Source organism: Streptomyces malaysiensis subsp. samsunensis (assembly GCF_024519315.1).
GTDB classification, from domain to species: Bacteria; Actinomycetota; Actinomycetes; order Streptomycetales; family Streptomycetaceae; genus Streptomyces; species Streptomyces malaysiensis.
Genome location: NZ_JANIIC010000001.1, coordinates 129,651 through 144,687 on the forward strand (window position 1 = coordinate 129,651; position 15,037 = coordinate 144,687).

Consider the following 15,037-nt stretch of genomic DNA (forward strand, 5'->3'; position numbering starts at 1 on the left):
AGCTCCATCGGTCGTCTCTGCCTGCGGCTACGCAGCGAATCCCTGCTCTCCGAAACAAAAAGACCCCTCGCACAGGAGGGGACGCCGCGCTGATGCCGACCGGAGCTGCTCGGTCGGTACTGATCAGCGCGGCCCGCTAAGCAGAAGGCGTACGGCACGCATGGGCTCAGGTTACCGCAGGGCACCGACGGCCCGCACGGAGGTGACCCCCGTCACGCAAGGCGAAAGGCGGGCCGTCCGCACTGGACAACCCGCCTCCTCGATGTGGAGCTAAGGAGAATTGAACTCCTGACCTCCTGCATGCCATGCAGGCGCTCTACCAACTGAGCTATAGCCCCAGGTCCCGCTCCGCCCGGTTTCCCCGGCGGCGACGCCTACATTACACGGATGCCCCGGCCTTCCGCCAAATCGTTTGGCCGGGGGCCGGAGCAGGTGCCCGTTACGCCGTCGCGAACGAATAGAAACGCTTCAGCGTGCAGTGCTCGTCGAGGAGCCGGCCGTAGATCGGCTCCCCTTCGAGCTCACGGTAGGTCTCGATGGGATCGCCCCTGATGATCAGCGCCCGCGCGCACTCCGCGCACCAGTACTGGTAGTCGGGGTTGAGCGGCTCCATATCGCGGACGATCGGTGTGCCGGTGCCGCACCAGTCGCACTTTCGGCTGTGGGCGCCCATCTCACTCAGCTCCAGCTATGGCCGCAGGCCGTACACACGTAGGAAACACCGCCGTTGTCACCGAGGACCTGAGCCACATTCGCGGAGCCGCAGGACGGGCACACGATGCCCGGTAGTTCCCCGCGGGACGGGTCCTCGATCGCATCGAGGATGCTGGTCCGCATCCCACCTGCCCTCCCCATCGGACGTGTCGGCCCCATCCCCCTCCGGCTGTCCGATTCTGCCACGGGACGACGCGCAGGTCAGCGGAGATTCCCCACTCGTCTCGACAGACTCATCAGTGCTCCGCGCAGCGCGGCCCCGGCCAAGGCGACGCAGGTCACCCACAGGGCGTCCGCGGAGCCATCCGCACTGGGCCCGGTACCGTCCACGGCGCCCAGGAACACCGCCCCGAAGACCGCGACACCGATGAGCAGGCCGAGTTGAGCCGCTGTCACCAGAACTCCGCCGGCGTCCGCCGCGTCCCGCTGCCTTACGGTCGCCAACATCCGCGTGAGCAGGGGACTGTAGACGAACGACAGCCCTCCATGACCCGCTGATCGGCTGCTCGATACACGCCAAGCCGCTCTCCGTGATGCTGGCGGAAAGGGCCGCGGCCGCGGAGGGATCCTTCGGAAGCGGGCCCGAAAGCGGCGCTGAAAGCGGCGATCCCGCCTCCCGGTGAGGGAGACGGGATCGTGAATCTGTGGAGCTAAGGAGAATTGAACTCCTGACCTCCTGCATGCCATGCAGGCGCTCTACCAACTGAGCTATAGCCCCGCTGTTCTCTGCGCCGAAGCGCTTCGAACGAGAAGGAGCATAGCCGGTGACCTGCCGGGAAAGGAAATCCGCTCAGTCGTCGTCGCCGAGCACCGGCTCGGGCAGCGATCCGGCGTTGTGCTCCAGCAGCCGCCAGCCCCGCGCGCCCTCGCCCAGCACGGACCAGCAGCAGTTGGACAGGCCGCCCAGCGCCTCCCAGGTCCTGGGCTCCAGGCCGAGCAGCCGGCCGATGGTGGTGCGGATCGTGCCGCCGTGGCTGACCACCACGAGCGTGCCGTCGTCCGGCAGCTTGTCGGCGCTCTCCAGCACCACCGGGGCCGCCCGGTCGGCGACCTCGGTCTCCAGCTCACCGCCGCCGCGCCGGACCGGCTCCCCGCGCTTCCACGCCGCGTACTGCTCGCCGTAGCGCTCGATGATCTCCTCGTGGACCAGCCCCTGCCACGCGCCCGCGTAGGTCTCGCGCAGCCCCGCGTCATGCGAGATGGACAGCCCCGTGACGGCGGACAGCTCGGCGGCCGTGGCCGCCGCCCGCTTCAAGTCGGAGGCGATGATCGCGTCCGGCTTCAGGGCGGCCAGCAGCCGGGCCGCGCGGCGCGCCTGCGCGCCACCGGTGTCCGTGAGCTCTATGTCCAGGGAGCCCTGGAAACGCCGCTCTATGTTCCAGGCCGTCTGGCCGTGGCGCCACAGGACGATGCGGCGGCCGCGGCCCCCATACGCGCCGTTCAGCTCAGCTCACCGCCCGAGCCGCCGTCCGCGGCCTGCGCCTGCGCGTACTCCGCCCCCTTGCCGCGGGTGGCCTCGGCGTCGGCCGGGAGCTCCAGCTGCGGGCAGTCCTTCCAGAGCCGCTCCAGCGCGTAGAACACCCGCTCCTCGCTGTGCTGGACGTGCACCACGATGTCCACGTAGTCCAGCAGCACCCAGCGGGCCTCGCGGTCGCCCTCGCGACGCACCGGCTTGGCGTCCAGGTCCTTGTTCAGCCGCTCCTCGATCTCGTCGACGATCGACTTGACCTGGCGGTCGTTGGGCGCCGAGGCCAGCAGGAAGGCGTCGGTGATGGAGAGCACATCGCTGACGTCGTACGCGATGATGTCGTGCGCGAGCTTGTCGGCGGCCGCCTGGGCGGCGGCGTTGATGAGCTCGAGGGAGCGGTCCGTGGCGGTCACAGGCAAGGCTTTCGGTCGGTGGTACCTCGAAGGTCTGGCTCCCCCCAGGGTCTCACGGCCCACTGTCACGCCGGGCGGCCGAGGAGCGGCCACCCGGCGTGCCCGAGGGGAACGCCGGGAGTACCCCGGGGGAACGCCCGGGGCACCCAGGAGGCTCAGCCCGTGGCGTCGTAGTCCGGGCCGAGGAGGACGGTGATGTCCGCGTTGGCCGCGCCCTTGGCCTTCCGCACCGCTGTCCCGGGCAGCCCGAGCGTCTTGGCGACCTCCTTGGCCTGGCCCGCCTGGGCGGCGTCCGCGTAGGTCACCCGCGAGGCCGACTGCGGCGTACCGCCGCCCTCATTGGCCGCCACGACCGTGAAGCCGCCGTTGACCAGGGCGACCCGCGCGTCGCTCGACGCGTCCTCGGGACCTCCGGCGTTGGTCACACTGACCCGAGGCGCGGTGTTCTTGTCGGTGTTCTTGACCGTGCCGCCCAGGATGTCCTTGACCACATGGTCGGTCGCCTGGTTGCTGAGCGTCCCGTCCGGCTGGACCGGCAGCATCGCGGTGTCGTACGCCCCGCTCTTGGCCTGCCCGGCCAGCCTCGCCAGCGACGCGCCGAGCTGCTGCTCGGACAGCGACGGGTCGGGGATCTGGGCCAGCGACTCCACGGTGCTGGTGGCGCCCTTCGCATCGCTGGAGACCTTCTTCAGCGTCGCCTGCATGACCTGCCCGAACCGCGCGAGCTGTTTGGTCTGGGCCTCACCGGGCGCGCGGTACGTGGCGTACGCCACGGCCGCCTGACCGCTCAGGATCTGGTCCTTGCCCTGCTTGACCAGGGGGTCCTCACCCTTCTTGGGGCTGGGGACGGTCGTGTCGGTGTCGAGGCCGATCCCGCCGACCAGCTCGACGAGGTTCTCCAGATACGGGGTGTCCAGCCGCCAGGTGCCCTGGATCTTCGAACCCAGCAGGGTGCCCAGGGAGTCCCGGGTGGAGTCGGAGCCCTCGTCGGTCACCGACTTGCCGAGCGTGGTGGAGGCGCCGTCCTCGTTGGCGACGGCCAGCGCGTTCGGCAGCAGGACAGTGGTGCCCTTCTTGGTGGTCTCGTTGTCCACCAGCAGGGCCGTGGAGGTGCGGCCGCCCTTGGTCTCGCGCAGATGGACGACGATCACATCGCGCTTCTGCGGACCGCTCGCGGCCGCCTGGTCGTCGGCGCCGCCGGACAGCCCCGGGAGCTTGCCCGCGTACCAGAGGTAACCGACACCGCCCGCCGCGGCGAGGACCAGGACCACGACCAGCGCGACGACTCGGTTGCGACCCTTACGGCGGCGTTCATCACGGCGCTCGGAGCGGGTCTCGGCGAACTTCAGCCAGTCGATGACGTCGTCGGACTCGGCGTCCTCCTCCTCGACGAAGGAGAACTGCTCGGTGTGGTACTCCTCCTGGTCGGCGCCCCCGGGCCGCCTCGGCTGCGCGGACCGGGGCCCGGTGGACCGGGGCTCCTCGGCCTGAGCCGTCTCGGAGCCGCCGCGCAGCTGCTCCGGGCTCAGCTCCTCGTAGGGGTTGGGCTCGTGCCGCGGCTCACGTTGCGGCTCGCGCTGCGGGGGGACGGTCGGGGCGGCGGCCGGCGGGTAGTCGTAGCCATAGCCCTGTGGCTGCTGTTGGTACTGGTGGTGCTGTTGAGCCTGTTGCTGGGCTTGGTGCTGTTGCTGTTGCTGGGCGTACGGGTCGTAGCTCTGCGTCTGGTGGTGCTGCTGAGGGTGTTGCTGTTGGGGCTGCTGGTGCTGGTGATGCTGCGGCTGGGTGTAGGGGTCGTAGCCGTACCCGTCGTGCTCTTGTTGCTGCCCGTACTGCTGCGCCTGCTGCTGCGCGTACGGGTCGTATCCCTGCTGCTGTGCCGCCTCCGGCTGGTACACGGGACGCCCATAGGCGTCATAGCCGTAGATCTGCGGCTCCTGGCCATACGGGTCCTGTGCGTACGGGTCGTAAGGATCCTGCCGGTCGTTCACCGGTACCCCTTCAGCAGTCGTGCCGGTACAGCTCGCGCTTGTCGATGTAGCGCACCACGCCGTCCGGCACCAGGTACCAGACGGGGTCGCCATGAGCGACCCGCGCCCGGCAGTCCGATGACGAGATCGCCAGTGCCGGAACCTCCACCAGCGACACCCCGCCCTCCGGCAGCCCCGGGTCGGCCAGTATGTGCCCGGGTCTGGTCACCCCGATGAAGTGGGCCAGGGAGAAGAGCTCTTCGGCGTCGCGCCAGGTGAGGATCTGGGCGAGTGCGTCGGCCCCGGTGATGAAGAAGAGATCCGCGTCACTGTTGAGCCCGCGCAGTTCCCGGAGCGTATCGGTGGTGTAGGTGGGCCCGCCGCGGTCGATGTCGATGCGGCTGACCGAGAATTGCGGATTCGAGGCGGTCGCGATGACCGTCATCAGATAGCGGTCCTCGGCCGGTGAGACCTTCTTGTGGCTCTTCTGCCAGGGCTGACCGGTCGGCACGAATACCACCTCGTCGAGGTGGAACTGCGAGGCCACCTCGCTCGCCGCGACCAGGTGACCATGGTGGATCGGGTCGAACGTCCCGCCCATCACACCCAGCCGCCGCTTGCCGGCCCCTTTCTGCTCTTCCATGCGTGCAGACCCTACTGGGCCCGGCCCGGAGCCGGGGCCCATAGGGGCTATGGCCCGGCTCAGCGGTCCCGGTTGAAGCGCGTGGTGATCCACAGCAGCAGGAAGAGGATCACCAGGGCCGCACCGCCGGTCATGAAGGGGCTGATGCTCGGGTGGGTGTCGGTGTGCTCACCGCCCTCGGACGCGAGCGTGGTCAGGGCGGCATGTGCGGTGCTGAAAGCGGTCATCGCGGCAGTACCTATCCGGGTCTAGGCGTCACAACACGTCGGCCACATCGTATGCGAGGCGGTTTTCGGTCCTGATGTCCGTCCTGCCTCGCATCAGTCCTGTCCGTACCGGCCCTGTCCGTACCGGCGCCGCCCGTATCAGTCCTGCTTGTATCAGTCCTGCTTGTATCCGCGCAGCAGGAACCAGGCGAGCAGGCCGGCGCCCACGACGCCGACCACGATGACGGTGCGCAGCAGCGCTCCCGGGCCGTCGTTGCTGTGGGAGGTGGCGGCGAGGGTTTCGGTGAGGCCAGTCATATCGGGCATGTCTCCACGCTAACCCCCGGACCTCCAGGGCCTAGGCTGGGGTCCGCCGGACGAGGGCGCGGACCGGGCGGCCCCCGTCGAGCGGGCGATCCACGAGGGGGCCAGATGAGCGACACTCATGAGACCGGCGGCGGAAACGGGGCGGGAGACGCCCGGGAGCATGTGCCCGACCGGGCCCGGCGGCGGTTCCCCGGGATCTCCTCACGGGCGTACGAACACCCGGCGGACCGCTCCGCGCTGGTCGCGCTGCGCAAGCTGACCGGCTTCGACACGGTCTTCAAGGCGATGAGCGGTCTGCTGCCCGAGCGGAGTCTGCGGCTGCTCTACCTGTCCGACTCGGTGCGGGTCGGTGAGCGGCAGTTCGCCCATCTCAACGACATGCTGCGGGACGCCTGCTACATCCTGGACCTGGAGCGGGTCCCGGCGATGTACGTCACCCAGAACCCACAGCCCACCGCGATGTGCATCGGCATGGACGCGCCGATCATCGTGATCTCCACCGGTCTGGTCGAGCTGCTCGACGAGGAGGAGATGCGGGCGGTCATCGGCCATGAGGTGGGCCACGCCCTGTCGGGCCACGCGGTCTACCGGACGATACTGCTGTTCCTCACCAACCTCGCGCTGAAGGTCGCCTGGATCCCCCTCGGCAATGTGGCGGTGCTGGCGCTGGTGACGGCGCTGCGGGAGTGGTTCCGCAAGTCGGAGCTGTCGGCGGACCGGGCGGGGCTGCTGGTCGGGCAGGATCTGCGGGCCTCGATGCGTGGGCTGATGAAGCTCGCGGGCGGCCATCACCTCCATGAGATGAACGTGGACGCCTTCCTGGAGCAGGCGGAGGAGTACGAGTCGAGCGGCGATCTGCGGGACTCCGTCCTCAAGATCATGAACATGCTGCCGCGCAGCCATCCGTTCACCACCGTGCGCGCCGCCGAGCTCAAGAAGTGGGCCGCGACCCGCGACTACCAGCGGCTCATGGACGGCCACTACCCGCGCCGCGACGAGGACAAGGACACCTCGGTCAGCGACTCGATCCGGGAGTCCGCGAACCACTACGCGGAGTCGGTCCGCAGCAGCAAGGATCCGCTGTTCGCCTTCGTCAGGGACGTGGCGGGCGGCGCCGGGGACCTGGGCAGCAAGCTGCGCGACCGGTTCACCGGCGGCGGCGGGGCCAGGCACGGCGAGACGGCCTCCGAGGAGGGCACCCCGCCCCGGGAGGAGCCCCAGGACGGGCCCCAGGAGGAGCCCCGGGGTGGGGCTCAGGACCGGCGGCCCGGGGACGACGGGCCGGAGGAGCGGCCGGGGAACGACGGGCCCGGGGACACCCCGCCGAAGGTCTGAGACCGGCTGAGGCGGCCCCGAGGAGGGCCCTCACGGCCCCGCGGAGGCTCTCAGGGCCAACCGGGGGGCTCAGGCCCCCGCAGGCCCTCAGGACTGCCCGTCGAGGGCGGGCTGGGTTCCGGGGGCCATGACGCCGCACAGCGAGACCGTGGTGCGGCCCGTGGTGTACGGGTCGGTGCCCGTGGGGGCGTCGCCCTTGGCGCTCTGCCCGGCGAGCATCGGCCGCAGATAGCCGGAGGCGTTCGCGGCGCATGCCTGCGGGCCCGCCAGTACGGTGCTCTGCACCAGCTCCACATGGTGGTCGCGCAGATCGTCCCGGTCGAAGCGGAACCGCGTCTCACGGCGCACGGTGAACAGCGAGGCGTGGTCCGGTCCGCGCTCATGGGCCCGCTGGAGCGCGTAGACGAAGACGTGGTCGGCGGCGACCTCCAGGGTGGCCGGGCTCCGCTCGACGACCGTAAGGGTGCCGCGGACCCGCACCGGAGTGTCCACCATGCTCACCTCGGCCGGGTTGAAGCGGGTCAGCCAGCCGGTGGCCGCATGCCGTCCGTCGTCGACCGGGTGTTCGAAGCTCTGGTCGAACTGGGTCTGCTGGGCGGGGTCCAGCAGCAGCCTTACGGCCTGCACCGGGCCGCCGGTGAGCACACCCGGGTCGATGGCGGACTTGACCAGGTACTCCTTGGCTGTGGTGAGCGCCGTCATCACCTGGCTCTCGGAGAAGCTCTGGGTGCGCCGGGCGCCGGGCACGGTGACCCCTTCGGCGCCGGTGCGGAACTCGGCGGCCGGGCTGTGGCGGAACAGCAGGTCCGGCGGCCCTCCGGGCACCTCACCGCGCGGCGCGAGCGGCACCACGCTGCTGTGCAGCGGCTCGACGGTCTGCGGCTGCGGCGTCTGGTACGGGTGGCGCACCCCCATGTAGACGGCCGCGGCGAAGGCGATGGCGATCAGCAGGACGAGCGCCACGGCCTGGCGCGACGCCCCGGCCCTGGCCCAGGCGTGCCGGCTGCGCACGGCCCGCGCGTGTTCGCCCATGCGCTCCTGGGCGGAGAACTCCTGGAGCCGGGCAGCACGGACGAACGACTCGTCGAATACGACGGAGCGGTACTCGTCCTCACCACCTCCCGGGACGCCCTCGGGTGTCCCCTCGGGAGGGTCTCCACGCCCGGCCATATCTCAAGAGTAGGTCGCGGGGGGCGACGGTAAACGCGGTGGTACTCCACAACTTGGGAGGCGGGTGGGGAGGAAACGCCCCATACGCCGCGACGTGCTAAGCACTCCGCCGACGTGCGTTGAGATGCCCTCGATCGTCCACGGCTCCGCCGTGGCCGGCCGCGCCCACGCGGCGGAGCCGCACATCGACACGGCCCCGCGCCCCTTCAGGGCGCCCCGCGAACAGCGGCCGGCTTCCGCCGATCCGCTGAGCGATATGCAGCAATACACAGCGATATGCGAGGACGTCACCGCGAAGGCGGTACGGCGGAGGCGGGCGACCCCTTGGAACCGGTGGGCTCCGGGGCCGACTCCGACCCCGACGGCTCCAGCCGCGGCTGCCCCGCGGGCGATCCGTCGACGCCGCTGGTGGCGGGCGGTGGAGCGGGGTCCTGGCGGTTGCCCGAAGCGCCCCGGTAGACCGCGGTGAAGGCCAGGGCGACCACTCCGATGCCCATCAGGACGGCCAGCAGCCAGGCCACCGGGCGGTGCCAGCGGGCGTGGCCGCGGTAAGGGCGCCCCGCGCTGCCGTAGCGCCCATAGGGGCCGTAGGCGTCGTCCACGTCCCGCCCGGGGCCGAAGCGCCCGTCGGGGTCGTCCGCGCCGTAGAACTCGGCCTCCTGGCCGTAGCCGTCGTCGAAGAGCTCGTCCTCGGGCGGGACGCCGGACCTGCGGCGGCGGGACGCCTCGGCCTCGGCACGGGCCTCCGCGGCGGCCAGCATCCGCTCGATGGCGGTGGGCTCATGGATCGGGGCCGCCCGTACGAAGTCCTCGTCGAAGACCACGGCGGCGAACTCGTCGTTCGTCTCGCCGTGGCTGCGGTCGTCGGGCTCGTCGCCGTCCGGGAACGGCTTGCCCCCCACGTCGTCCGGCACCCATTCAGAGTAGACCGGACGGGTCAATTTGGGCAGGGTGAAATGGTATTCGGGGGAAGATCCACCCCAGCGTCGCCAGGAATCGGGCATCCCCCGAACGGGTGAGTCAGCGAATGTGGCCGTCCCCGGTGACGATGTACTTCGTCGAGGTCAGCTCGGGCAGGGCCATGGGCCCCCGGGCGTGCAGCTTCTGGGTGGAGATGCCGATCTCGGCGCCGAAGCCGAACTGCCCGCCGTCGGTGAACCGCGTGGAGGCGTTCACGGCGACCGTGGTGGAGTCCACCAGCTGGGTGAAGCGCCGGGCGGCCTGCTGGGAGGAGGTGACGATGGCCTCGGTGTGCCCGGAGGACCACAGCCGGATGTGGCCCACCGCGGCCTCCAGGGAGTCCACGACGCCCGCGGCGACGTCGTACGAGAGGTACTCGGTCTCCCAGTCCTCGACCGCCGCCGGGACCACCGTGGCCTTGGAGCCCTCCGCGAGGGCCATGACGCGCTCGTCCGCGTGGACGGTGACCCCGGCCTCGGCCAGCGCCTCCAGGGCGCGGGGCAGGAACACGGGGGCGATGTCCTGGTGCACCAGCAGCGTCTCCGCCGCGTTGCACACGCTCGGCCGCTGGGCCTTGGAGTTCACCAGGATCTCGACCGCCATGTCGAGGTCGGCGTCGGCGTCCACGTACACATGGCAGTTGCCGGTGCCGGTCTCGATGACCGGGACCGTGGACTCCTCGACCACCGTACGGATGAGGGACGCGCCACCGCGCGGGATCAGCACGTCCACCAGGCCGCGGGCGCGCATCAGCTCGCGCACCGACTCCCGGCTCTCGCCGGGCACCAACTGCACGGCGTCCGCGGGCAGTCCCGCCCCGCCGACGGCGTCGCGCAGGACCTTCACCAGCGCGGCGTTGGAGTGGGACGCCGAGGAGGAGCCGCGCAGCAGCACCGCGTTGCCCGACTTCAGGCAGAGCGCCGCGGCGTCCACCGTCACATTCGGCCGGGCCTCGTAGATGATCCCGACGACACCGAGCGGCACGCGCACCTGGCGCAGGTCGATCCCGTTGGGCAGCGTGGAGCCGCGCACCACCTCGCCGACCGGGTCGGGCAGCGCGACCACATCACGGACATCGGAGGCGATGGCCCGCACCCGCTCGGGGGTGAGCGTGAGCCGGTCCACGATGGCGTCGCTGGTGCCTGCCTCGCGGGCCCGCTCCACATCGGCGGCGTTGGCCTCGACGATCTCCTTGGTGCGCACCTCCAGCGCGTCCGCCATCGCGAGCAGCGCGTCGTCCTTGACGGCGCGCGGCAGCGGCGCGAGATCGGCGGCCGCGGCCCGGGACCGGTAGGCGGCCTGGAGGACCGGGGACTTCGGCCAGGGGTCGGTGAGCGGCGACGTGGGTGCGCTGGTCATGCAGGAAGCCTACTGAGCCCAGGGGCGGGGGCCATGCGGTATTCCGCACTTCGAGATGGTGTTCTCATATCCCGGTGCCGCACATCCGTCCTCAGAACGGATGTACGCCCACCGGGGACGCCGGAGGCGGACCGTACCCCTCCGCGACCCGCTGGTGATACGTATCACGGTCGATGACCTCGAGCCCCACGATCTCCCAGGGCGGCAGCTTGGCCGAGGCCCGGTGCTCGCCCCACAGCCGCAGCGCGACCGCCGCGGCGTCATGCAGATCGCGGGCCTCCTCCCAGTAGCGGATCTCGGCGTGATCGGTGGCATAGCGGCTGGTCAGCAGAAAGGGATGGTCATGGGCCAGCTGCTCCAGGGCCCTGCGGACCTCCCGCAGCGGCGCCTCGCTCCCCGAGACGCTGAGGGTGATGTGCCACAGCCGGGACGCCTCGGCGCGCGCGGCGTCGTGCGCCACGGCGTCGCCGGGCCCGGCCTCGCCCGTTCCGACACTGGTCAGCGTGCGCTCCGCCGCCCCTCTGGGCGACGCCCCCGGGCGCCCTCGTCTCACCGGCGGCCTCCTGTAACTCGCTGCTCCGCTCACGCGCGGGCGGAGCATCTCGTGACGGTGCGGTGGTCGCGGCATTCCGCTCCGTCTCCGCCGCGTCTCCCACAGCGGACGCGCTGCCCCGCGCGACCCCGTTGAACAAAGTTGACCAGCCCTCGCCCGCCCGCGGGGCGCTTTTGAGGTTTTTCGGAGGCTGCTTATTTCCGGGGCCCGGCGGGGCCCGGTTCGCCCTCAGGACGCCTGCGCCGCCCGCCGGCTCAGTCCAGGACGACGAGGTCGTCGCGGTGGACCACCTCGCGCTCGTAAGCGGGGCCGAGCTCCCGGGCCAGGTCCCTGGTCGAGCGGCCGATCAGCTGGGGGATCTCCTTGGCGTCGAAGTTCACCAGGCCACGGGCCACGGGGCGGCCCCCGGTGTCCCTCAGCTCGACCGGGTCACCGGCGGTGAATTCCCCCTCCACGGCCGCGATCCCGGCCGGCAGCAGCGAGGTCCGGCGCTCCACGACGGCCCGTACGGCGCCGTCGTCCAGGGTGAGGGCGCCGCGCGGCGCGGAGGCGTGGGCGAGCCACAGCAGCCGGTTGGCCGAGCGGCGGCCGGTGCGGTGGAAGTACGTGCCCGTAGGGCGGCCGAGCAGCGCGTCACCGGCCCGGCTGGCCGAGGTGAGCACCACCGGGACGCCGGCCGCGGTGGCGATCCGGGCCGCCTCGACCTTGGTGACCATGCCACCCGTGCCCACCCCGGAGCGGCCCGCGCTGCCGATGGAGACGCCGTCCAGGTCCCGCGGGCCCCGGACCTCGTCGATCCGGGAGGTGCCGGGGGTCCTGGGGTCCCCGTCGTACAGGCCCTCCACATCGGAGAGCAGCACCAGCAGATCCGCCCGTACGAGATGGGCGACCAGGGCGGCGAGCCGGTCGTTGTCGCCGAACCGGATCTCGTCCGTGGCCACCGTGTCGTTCTCGTTGACGATCGGCAGCGCGCCCATGGCCAGCAGCTGGTCCAGGGTGCGGGTGGCGTTGCGGTAGTGGGCGCGGCGGCTGGTGTCGTCCGTGGTGAGGAGCACCTGGCCGACCCGGCGCCCGTAGCGCGCGAAGGAGGCGGTGTAGCGGGCCACCAGGAGCCCCTGTCCGACGCTCGCGGCCGCCTGCTGGCGGGCGAGGTCGCGGGGGCGCCGGTCCAGGCCCAGCGGGGCCAGACCGGCGGCGATGGCGCCGGAGGAGACCAGGACCATCTCCTTGCCGCCCGCGCCGCCCCTGCCGTTCGCGCCGCCCTTACCGTCGCCGTCCCTGCCGACGTCGCCCTTACCGTCGCCGTCGAGCACCTTGGCGACCACGTCGACCAGCGCGTCCACGCGGTCCGCGTCCAGACCCCCCGCCGCGGTGGTGAGGGAGGACGAGCCGACCTTGACCACGATCCTGCGGGCGGCGGCCACCTCGTCCCGTACCGCCGACCCGTCCTGCTCCGCCACGCCGCTCCCTCGCTCGTCCCCGGCTCGCCACACGCCCCGAAGAAACGCATGCCCTACACACTCATCATGACAAGTGGGCAATCTACGACAGGCGAGCCCCGGCCCGCCTCGGCATTTCAGCCTCCGGACACCGCCCGCGCACACCGCCTCACACACCGCCATGAGCGCCCCGCGGGCATCCTCCGGGGGACCTTTGACACCGATTGCGACCGGTTGGCACCGGCGCGGATTGTCACCGGGCAGGGCGGCGGCATACGGTCAGGGGTCCCCCCATCAGTCCGTTGCCCTCCTGCCAGGAGCCCACCCCGTGCCCTCTGCCGGAATCGCCCCACGTCGGGTCGTACAGCTGACGGCGCTGCTCGCGATGCTCGTGTTCTTCGCCACACAGCTCGTCGGCGCCGTGCTTCCGAACGTACCGCTTTTCATCGCCGCCTCGGCGTGCGGTCTCGCGCTCGATCTCTTCCTTCAGCACAAGCAGCCCGGTCTGCTGTCGCTGCTGGGCAAGATCCGCCTCGACGTCACGGTGCGCCAGCTGTTCCGCGACATGCTCATCATGGTCGGGCTGCTCCGCATCGAGGGCATCAATCCCCTGCATGAGCAGGCGCCCCTGACCGTGGGGCTGCTGCTGTTCTATCTGGTGCACTTCGCGTGCCAGGCGGCGGCCATACTCGTCCGCCGGAGCCGGCAGCTGCCGTTCGTCACGCGCAACATCGACGCGTCCGCACTGCGCCTGAGCGATGCCCCGCCGCGGCTGTTCGCCCGCCAGCACGGGCGCCGTCTGCTACGTCTGGCCGCGCCGGTCACCGCCGGTCTGCTGATCACCGCCGCCACCAAGGACGCGGTCTGGGGCGGTGCCGGTCTGGCGATCTCGCTGCTGATCGGCATCGGTGGCACGGCCCACCTCGCCAGCTGGATGCTGCCGCGCAAGCGGGTGGCGAACGAGGCCACCGCCCTGCGGTGGCTGGACACCTGGCTGGCCGACTACAAGCCGACCGTGGGCATGTACTTCTCCGGCGGCAACTCCTCGGCGTACCAGGCGAACATGTGGCTCTCCACGCTCGCCGCGCTCGACGGCAAGCCGATCATCCTGCTCCGTGAGCGGTTCATGGTGCAGAAGCTGGAGGCGACGGACGTGCCGATCGTCTGCCTCCCCAAGGTCGCGCATCTGATGCGGATGGAGCACTCCACGCTCAAGGTGCTGCTGCACCCGGCGAACTCCGGCAAGACCTCGCAGGTGCTGCGCATCCCCTCGATCAAGCACGCCTTCATCAACCACGGCGAGAGCGACAAGCTCTCCAGCTGCAACCCGTACGCCAAGGCGTACGACGAGGTGTGGGTCGCGGGCCCGGCGGCGCGCGAGCGCTACCAGCTCGCCGACATCGGCGTCGAGGACAAGGACGTCGTGGAGGTCGGGCGGCCGCAGCTGGCCCCCATCCGCCCCTACGCGGGCGTGCCCACCGGCGCCCTCGGCGGGGCCGGTGACGAGCACTTCACCACCGTGCTGTACGCGCCGACCTGGGAGGGCTGGGACGGGAACCCCGGCAACACCTCGGTGATCCTGGCCGGTGAGAACATCGTCCGCGAGCTGCTCGCCGACCCCAAGGTACGCCTGCTGTACAAGCCGCACCCGATGACCGGCTCGGTGGACCCGCGCGCGGGCCGTGCCAACGACCGCATCAGGGCGATGATCGCCGAGGCGAACACCAAGCGCACCGGCGACCGCCCCGGTCCGGAGGCCGCCGCCGAGCTGACGCGGTGCGCCGATGAGCTCAACCGCCTCACCAGCACCCACTTCCGCCCCAGCGCGGACGAGATCGAGCGCATGAAGCTCCAGGGCGCCCCGGACGGGGACCGCGCGGCGGCCGTCGTCGCGGCCACGACCGCCTGGGAGAGCGCCTACTGGGCCTCGCTGCCGCTCTGGGAGCACCAGATCATCACCGGTCCGCGTCCGGCGATCTTCACCTGCTTCAACCAGGCCGACGTGCTGATCAGCGATGTCTCCAGCGTGGTCTCGGACTACCTGACGAGCGAGAAGCCGTACGCGGTGGCGAACACCAGCGGGCTGACGGAGGAGGAGTTCCGGTCGGGCTTCCCGACGGTGCGCGCCGCCACGATCCTCACACCGGAGGCCGAGGGCGTGCCCGAACTGCTGGAGGCGGTCCGCGACCCCGAGAAGGACACCCTCGCGGCCGCCCGCGCCGAGCTGAAGGTGCATCTGCTCGGCCCGTCCGACCCGCCGTCGCTGGTCCGCTTCAACCAGGCCGCGCAGGACCTGTGCCGCAAGGCCGACGAGCGCCGGGCCCGGATGGCCACCCGGCTGTCCGACGAGATCCCCACGCAGCGCGAGGCCCGGGACGCGGCGGAGGAGATGGAGCTGGAGTCCGGCTCGCCGGAGCCGGAGGAGACCGCGACGGTCTGAGACACCGGCAGAACGGGCCGAGGCGCCGACAAGCACAGGTCAC

At 71.2% G+C, this 15,037-nt stretch carries 15 protein-coding genes and 2 tRNA genes; 2 read left to right on the forward strand and 15 right to left on the reverse strand.

Annotated features, from left to right (window positions below; all coding sequences use genetic code 11):
* Positions 1-265: 265 nt before the first annotated feature.
* From NQU54_RS00565 to NQU54_RS00610, 10 genes are all read right to left on the reverse strand, one after another.
* Positions 266-338: transfer RNA gene (locus tag NQU54_RS00565), tRNA-Ala, on the reverse strand.
* A gap of 101 nt (positions 339-439) precedes the next feature.
* Positions 440-673, reverse strand: a complete 234-nt coding sequence (locus NQU54_RS00570; protein ID WP_037945988.1) for a hypothetical protein — start codon at positions 671-673, stop codon at positions 440-442.
* 242 nt (positions 674-915) lie between these two features.
* Entirely contained in the window at positions 916-1,161 is a 246-nt protein-coding gene (locus NQU54_RS00575) for a hypothetical protein (RefSeq protein WP_257629242.1), read from the reverse strand.
* Between the two features lie 198 nt (positions 1,162-1,359).
* Positions 1,360-1,432 (reverse strand) — tRNA-Ala (locus tag NQU54_RS00580).
* Positions 1,433-1,504: 72 nt separating this feature from the next.
* Positions 1,505-2,158 carry a histidine phosphatase family protein gene (locus NQU54_RS00585; RefSeq protein ID WP_257629339.1) on the reverse strand — a complete coding sequence of 218 codons (654 nt, stop codon included), beginning with the start codon at positions 2,156-2,158 and terminating at the stop codon, positions 1,505-1,507.
* Entirely contained in the window at positions 2,155-2,595 is a 441-nt protein-coding gene (rsfS, locus tag NQU54_RS00590; protein WP_069865890.1) for a ribosome silencing factor, read from the reverse strand. Before rsfS ends, NQU54_RS00585 begins: the two co-directional genes overlap by 4 nt.
* Before the next feature lie 155 nt (positions 2,596-2,750).
* Positions 2,751-4,583, reverse strand: coding sequence for an LCP family protein (locus tag NQU54_RS00595; RefSeq protein WP_257629243.1), 1,833 nt, complete (start codon positions 4,581-4,583; stop codon positions 2,751-2,753).
* 10 nt (positions 4,584-4,593) lie between these two features.
* Complete coding sequence (gene nadD, locus NQU54_RS00600; protein ID WP_069865886.1) at positions 4,594-5,205, reverse strand: nicotinate-nucleotide adenylyltransferase; 612 nt, start codon at positions 5,203-5,205, stop codon at positions 4,594-4,596.
* 59 nt (positions 5,206-5,264) lie between these two features.
* Complete coding sequence (locus NQU54_RS00605; protein ID WP_037945979.1) at positions 5,265-5,432, reverse strand: hypothetical protein; 168 nt, start codon at positions 5,430-5,432, stop codon at positions 5,265-5,267.
* Positions 5,433-5,585: 153 nt separating this feature from the next.
* Positions 5,586-5,738 carry a hypothetical protein gene (locus NQU54_RS00610; RefSeq protein WP_158525905.1) on the reverse strand — a complete coding sequence of 51 codons (153 nt, stop codon included), beginning with the start codon at positions 5,736-5,738 and terminating at the stop codon, positions 5,586-5,588.
* 105 nt (positions 5,739-5,843) lie between these two features.
* On the opposite strand from NQU54_RS00610, the gene NQU54_RS00615 reads away from it, so the two are divergent.
* Positions 5,844-7,073 (forward strand): M48 family metallopeptidase, encoded by a 1,230-nt coding sequence (locus NQU54_RS00615; RefSeq protein WP_257629244.1) that lies wholly within the window; start codon positions 5,844-5,846, stop codon positions 7,071-7,073.
* 87 nt (positions 7,074-7,160) lie between these two features.
* Here the strand turns inward: NQU54_RS00615 and NQU54_RS00620 are convergent, their stop codons facing one another.
* The 5 genes from NQU54_RS00620 to proB all read right to left on the reverse strand — a co-directional run bounded on the left by NQU54_RS00620 (position 7,161) and on the right by proB (position 12,539).
* Positions 7,161-8,243 (reverse strand): SCO2583 family membrane protein, encoded by a 1,083-nt coding sequence (locus NQU54_RS00620; RefSeq protein ID WP_257629245.1) that lies wholly within the window; start codon positions 8,241-8,243, stop codon positions 7,161-7,163.
* A 287-nt stretch (positions 8,244-8,530) separates the two neighbouring features.
* A complete protein-coding gene (locus NQU54_RS00625) occupies positions 8,531-9,157 on the reverse strand; it encodes an SCO2584 family spore wall biosynthesis protein (protein WP_257629246.1) in 627 nt (208 codons plus the stop codon).
* Positions 9,158-9,263: 106 nt separating this feature from the next.
* A complete protein-coding gene (locus NQU54_RS00630; protein WP_257629247.1) occupies positions 9,264-10,562 on the reverse strand; it encodes a glutamate-5-semialdehyde dehydrogenase in 1,299 nt (432 codons plus the stop codon).
* A gap of 91 nt (positions 10,563-10,653) precedes the next feature.
* Positions 10,654-11,115 carry a DUF8830 family protein gene (locus NQU54_RS00635; RefSeq protein ID WP_069865876.1) on the reverse strand — a complete coding sequence of 154 codons (462 nt, stop codon included), beginning with the start codon at positions 11,113-11,115 and terminating at the stop codon, positions 10,654-10,656.
* Positions 11,116-11,369: 254 nt separating this feature from the next.
* Positions 11,370-12,539, reverse strand: a complete 1,170-nt coding sequence (gene proB / locus NQU54_RS00640; RefSeq protein WP_257629340.1) for a glutamate 5-kinase — start codon at positions 12,537-12,539, stop codon at positions 11,370-11,372.
* Positions 12,540-12,882: 343 nt separating this feature from the next.
* On the opposite strand from proB, the gene NQU54_RS00645 reads away from it, so the two are divergent.
* Positions 12,883-14,994, forward strand: a complete 2,112-nt coding sequence (locus NQU54_RS00645) for a CDP-glycerol glycerophosphotransferase family protein (RefSeq protein ID WP_257629248.1) — start codon at positions 12,883-12,885, stop codon at positions 14,992-14,994.
* Positions 14,995-15,037 lie beyond the last annotated feature (43 nt).

Coding starts and splice junctions, on each gene's coding strand:
- NQU54_RS00570 (WP_037945988.1), bottom strand. CDS start 673: ATGGGCGCCCACAGCCGAAAGTGCGACTGGTGCGGCACCGGCACACCG.
- NQU54_RS00575 (WP_257629242.1), bottom strand. CDS start 1,161: ATGTTGGCGACCGTAAGGCAGCGGGACGCGGCGGACGCCGGCGGAGTT.
- nadD (WP_069865886.1), bottom strand. CDS start 5,205: ATGGAAGAGCAGAAAGGGGCCGGCAAGCGGCGGCTGGGTGTGATGGGC.
- NQU54_RS00605 (WP_037945979.1), bottom strand. CDS start 5,432: ATGACCGCTTTCAGCACCGCACATGCCGCCCTGACCACGCTCGCGTCC.
- NQU54_RS00610 (WP_158525905.1), bottom strand. CDS start 5,738: ATGCCCGATATGACTGGCCTCACCGAAACCCTCGCCGCCACCTCCCAC.
- NQU54_RS00615 (WP_257629244.1), top strand. CDS start 5,844: ATGAGCGACACTCATGAGACCGGCGGCGGAAACGGGGCGGGAGACGCC.
- NQU54_RS00620 (WP_257629245.1), bottom strand. CDS start 8,243: ATGGCCGGGCGTGGAGACCCTCCCGAGGGGACACCCGAGGGCGTCCCG.
- NQU54_RS00630 (WP_257629247.1), bottom strand. CDS start 10,562: ATGACCAGCGCACCCACGTCGCCGCTCACCGACCCCTGGCCGAAGTCC.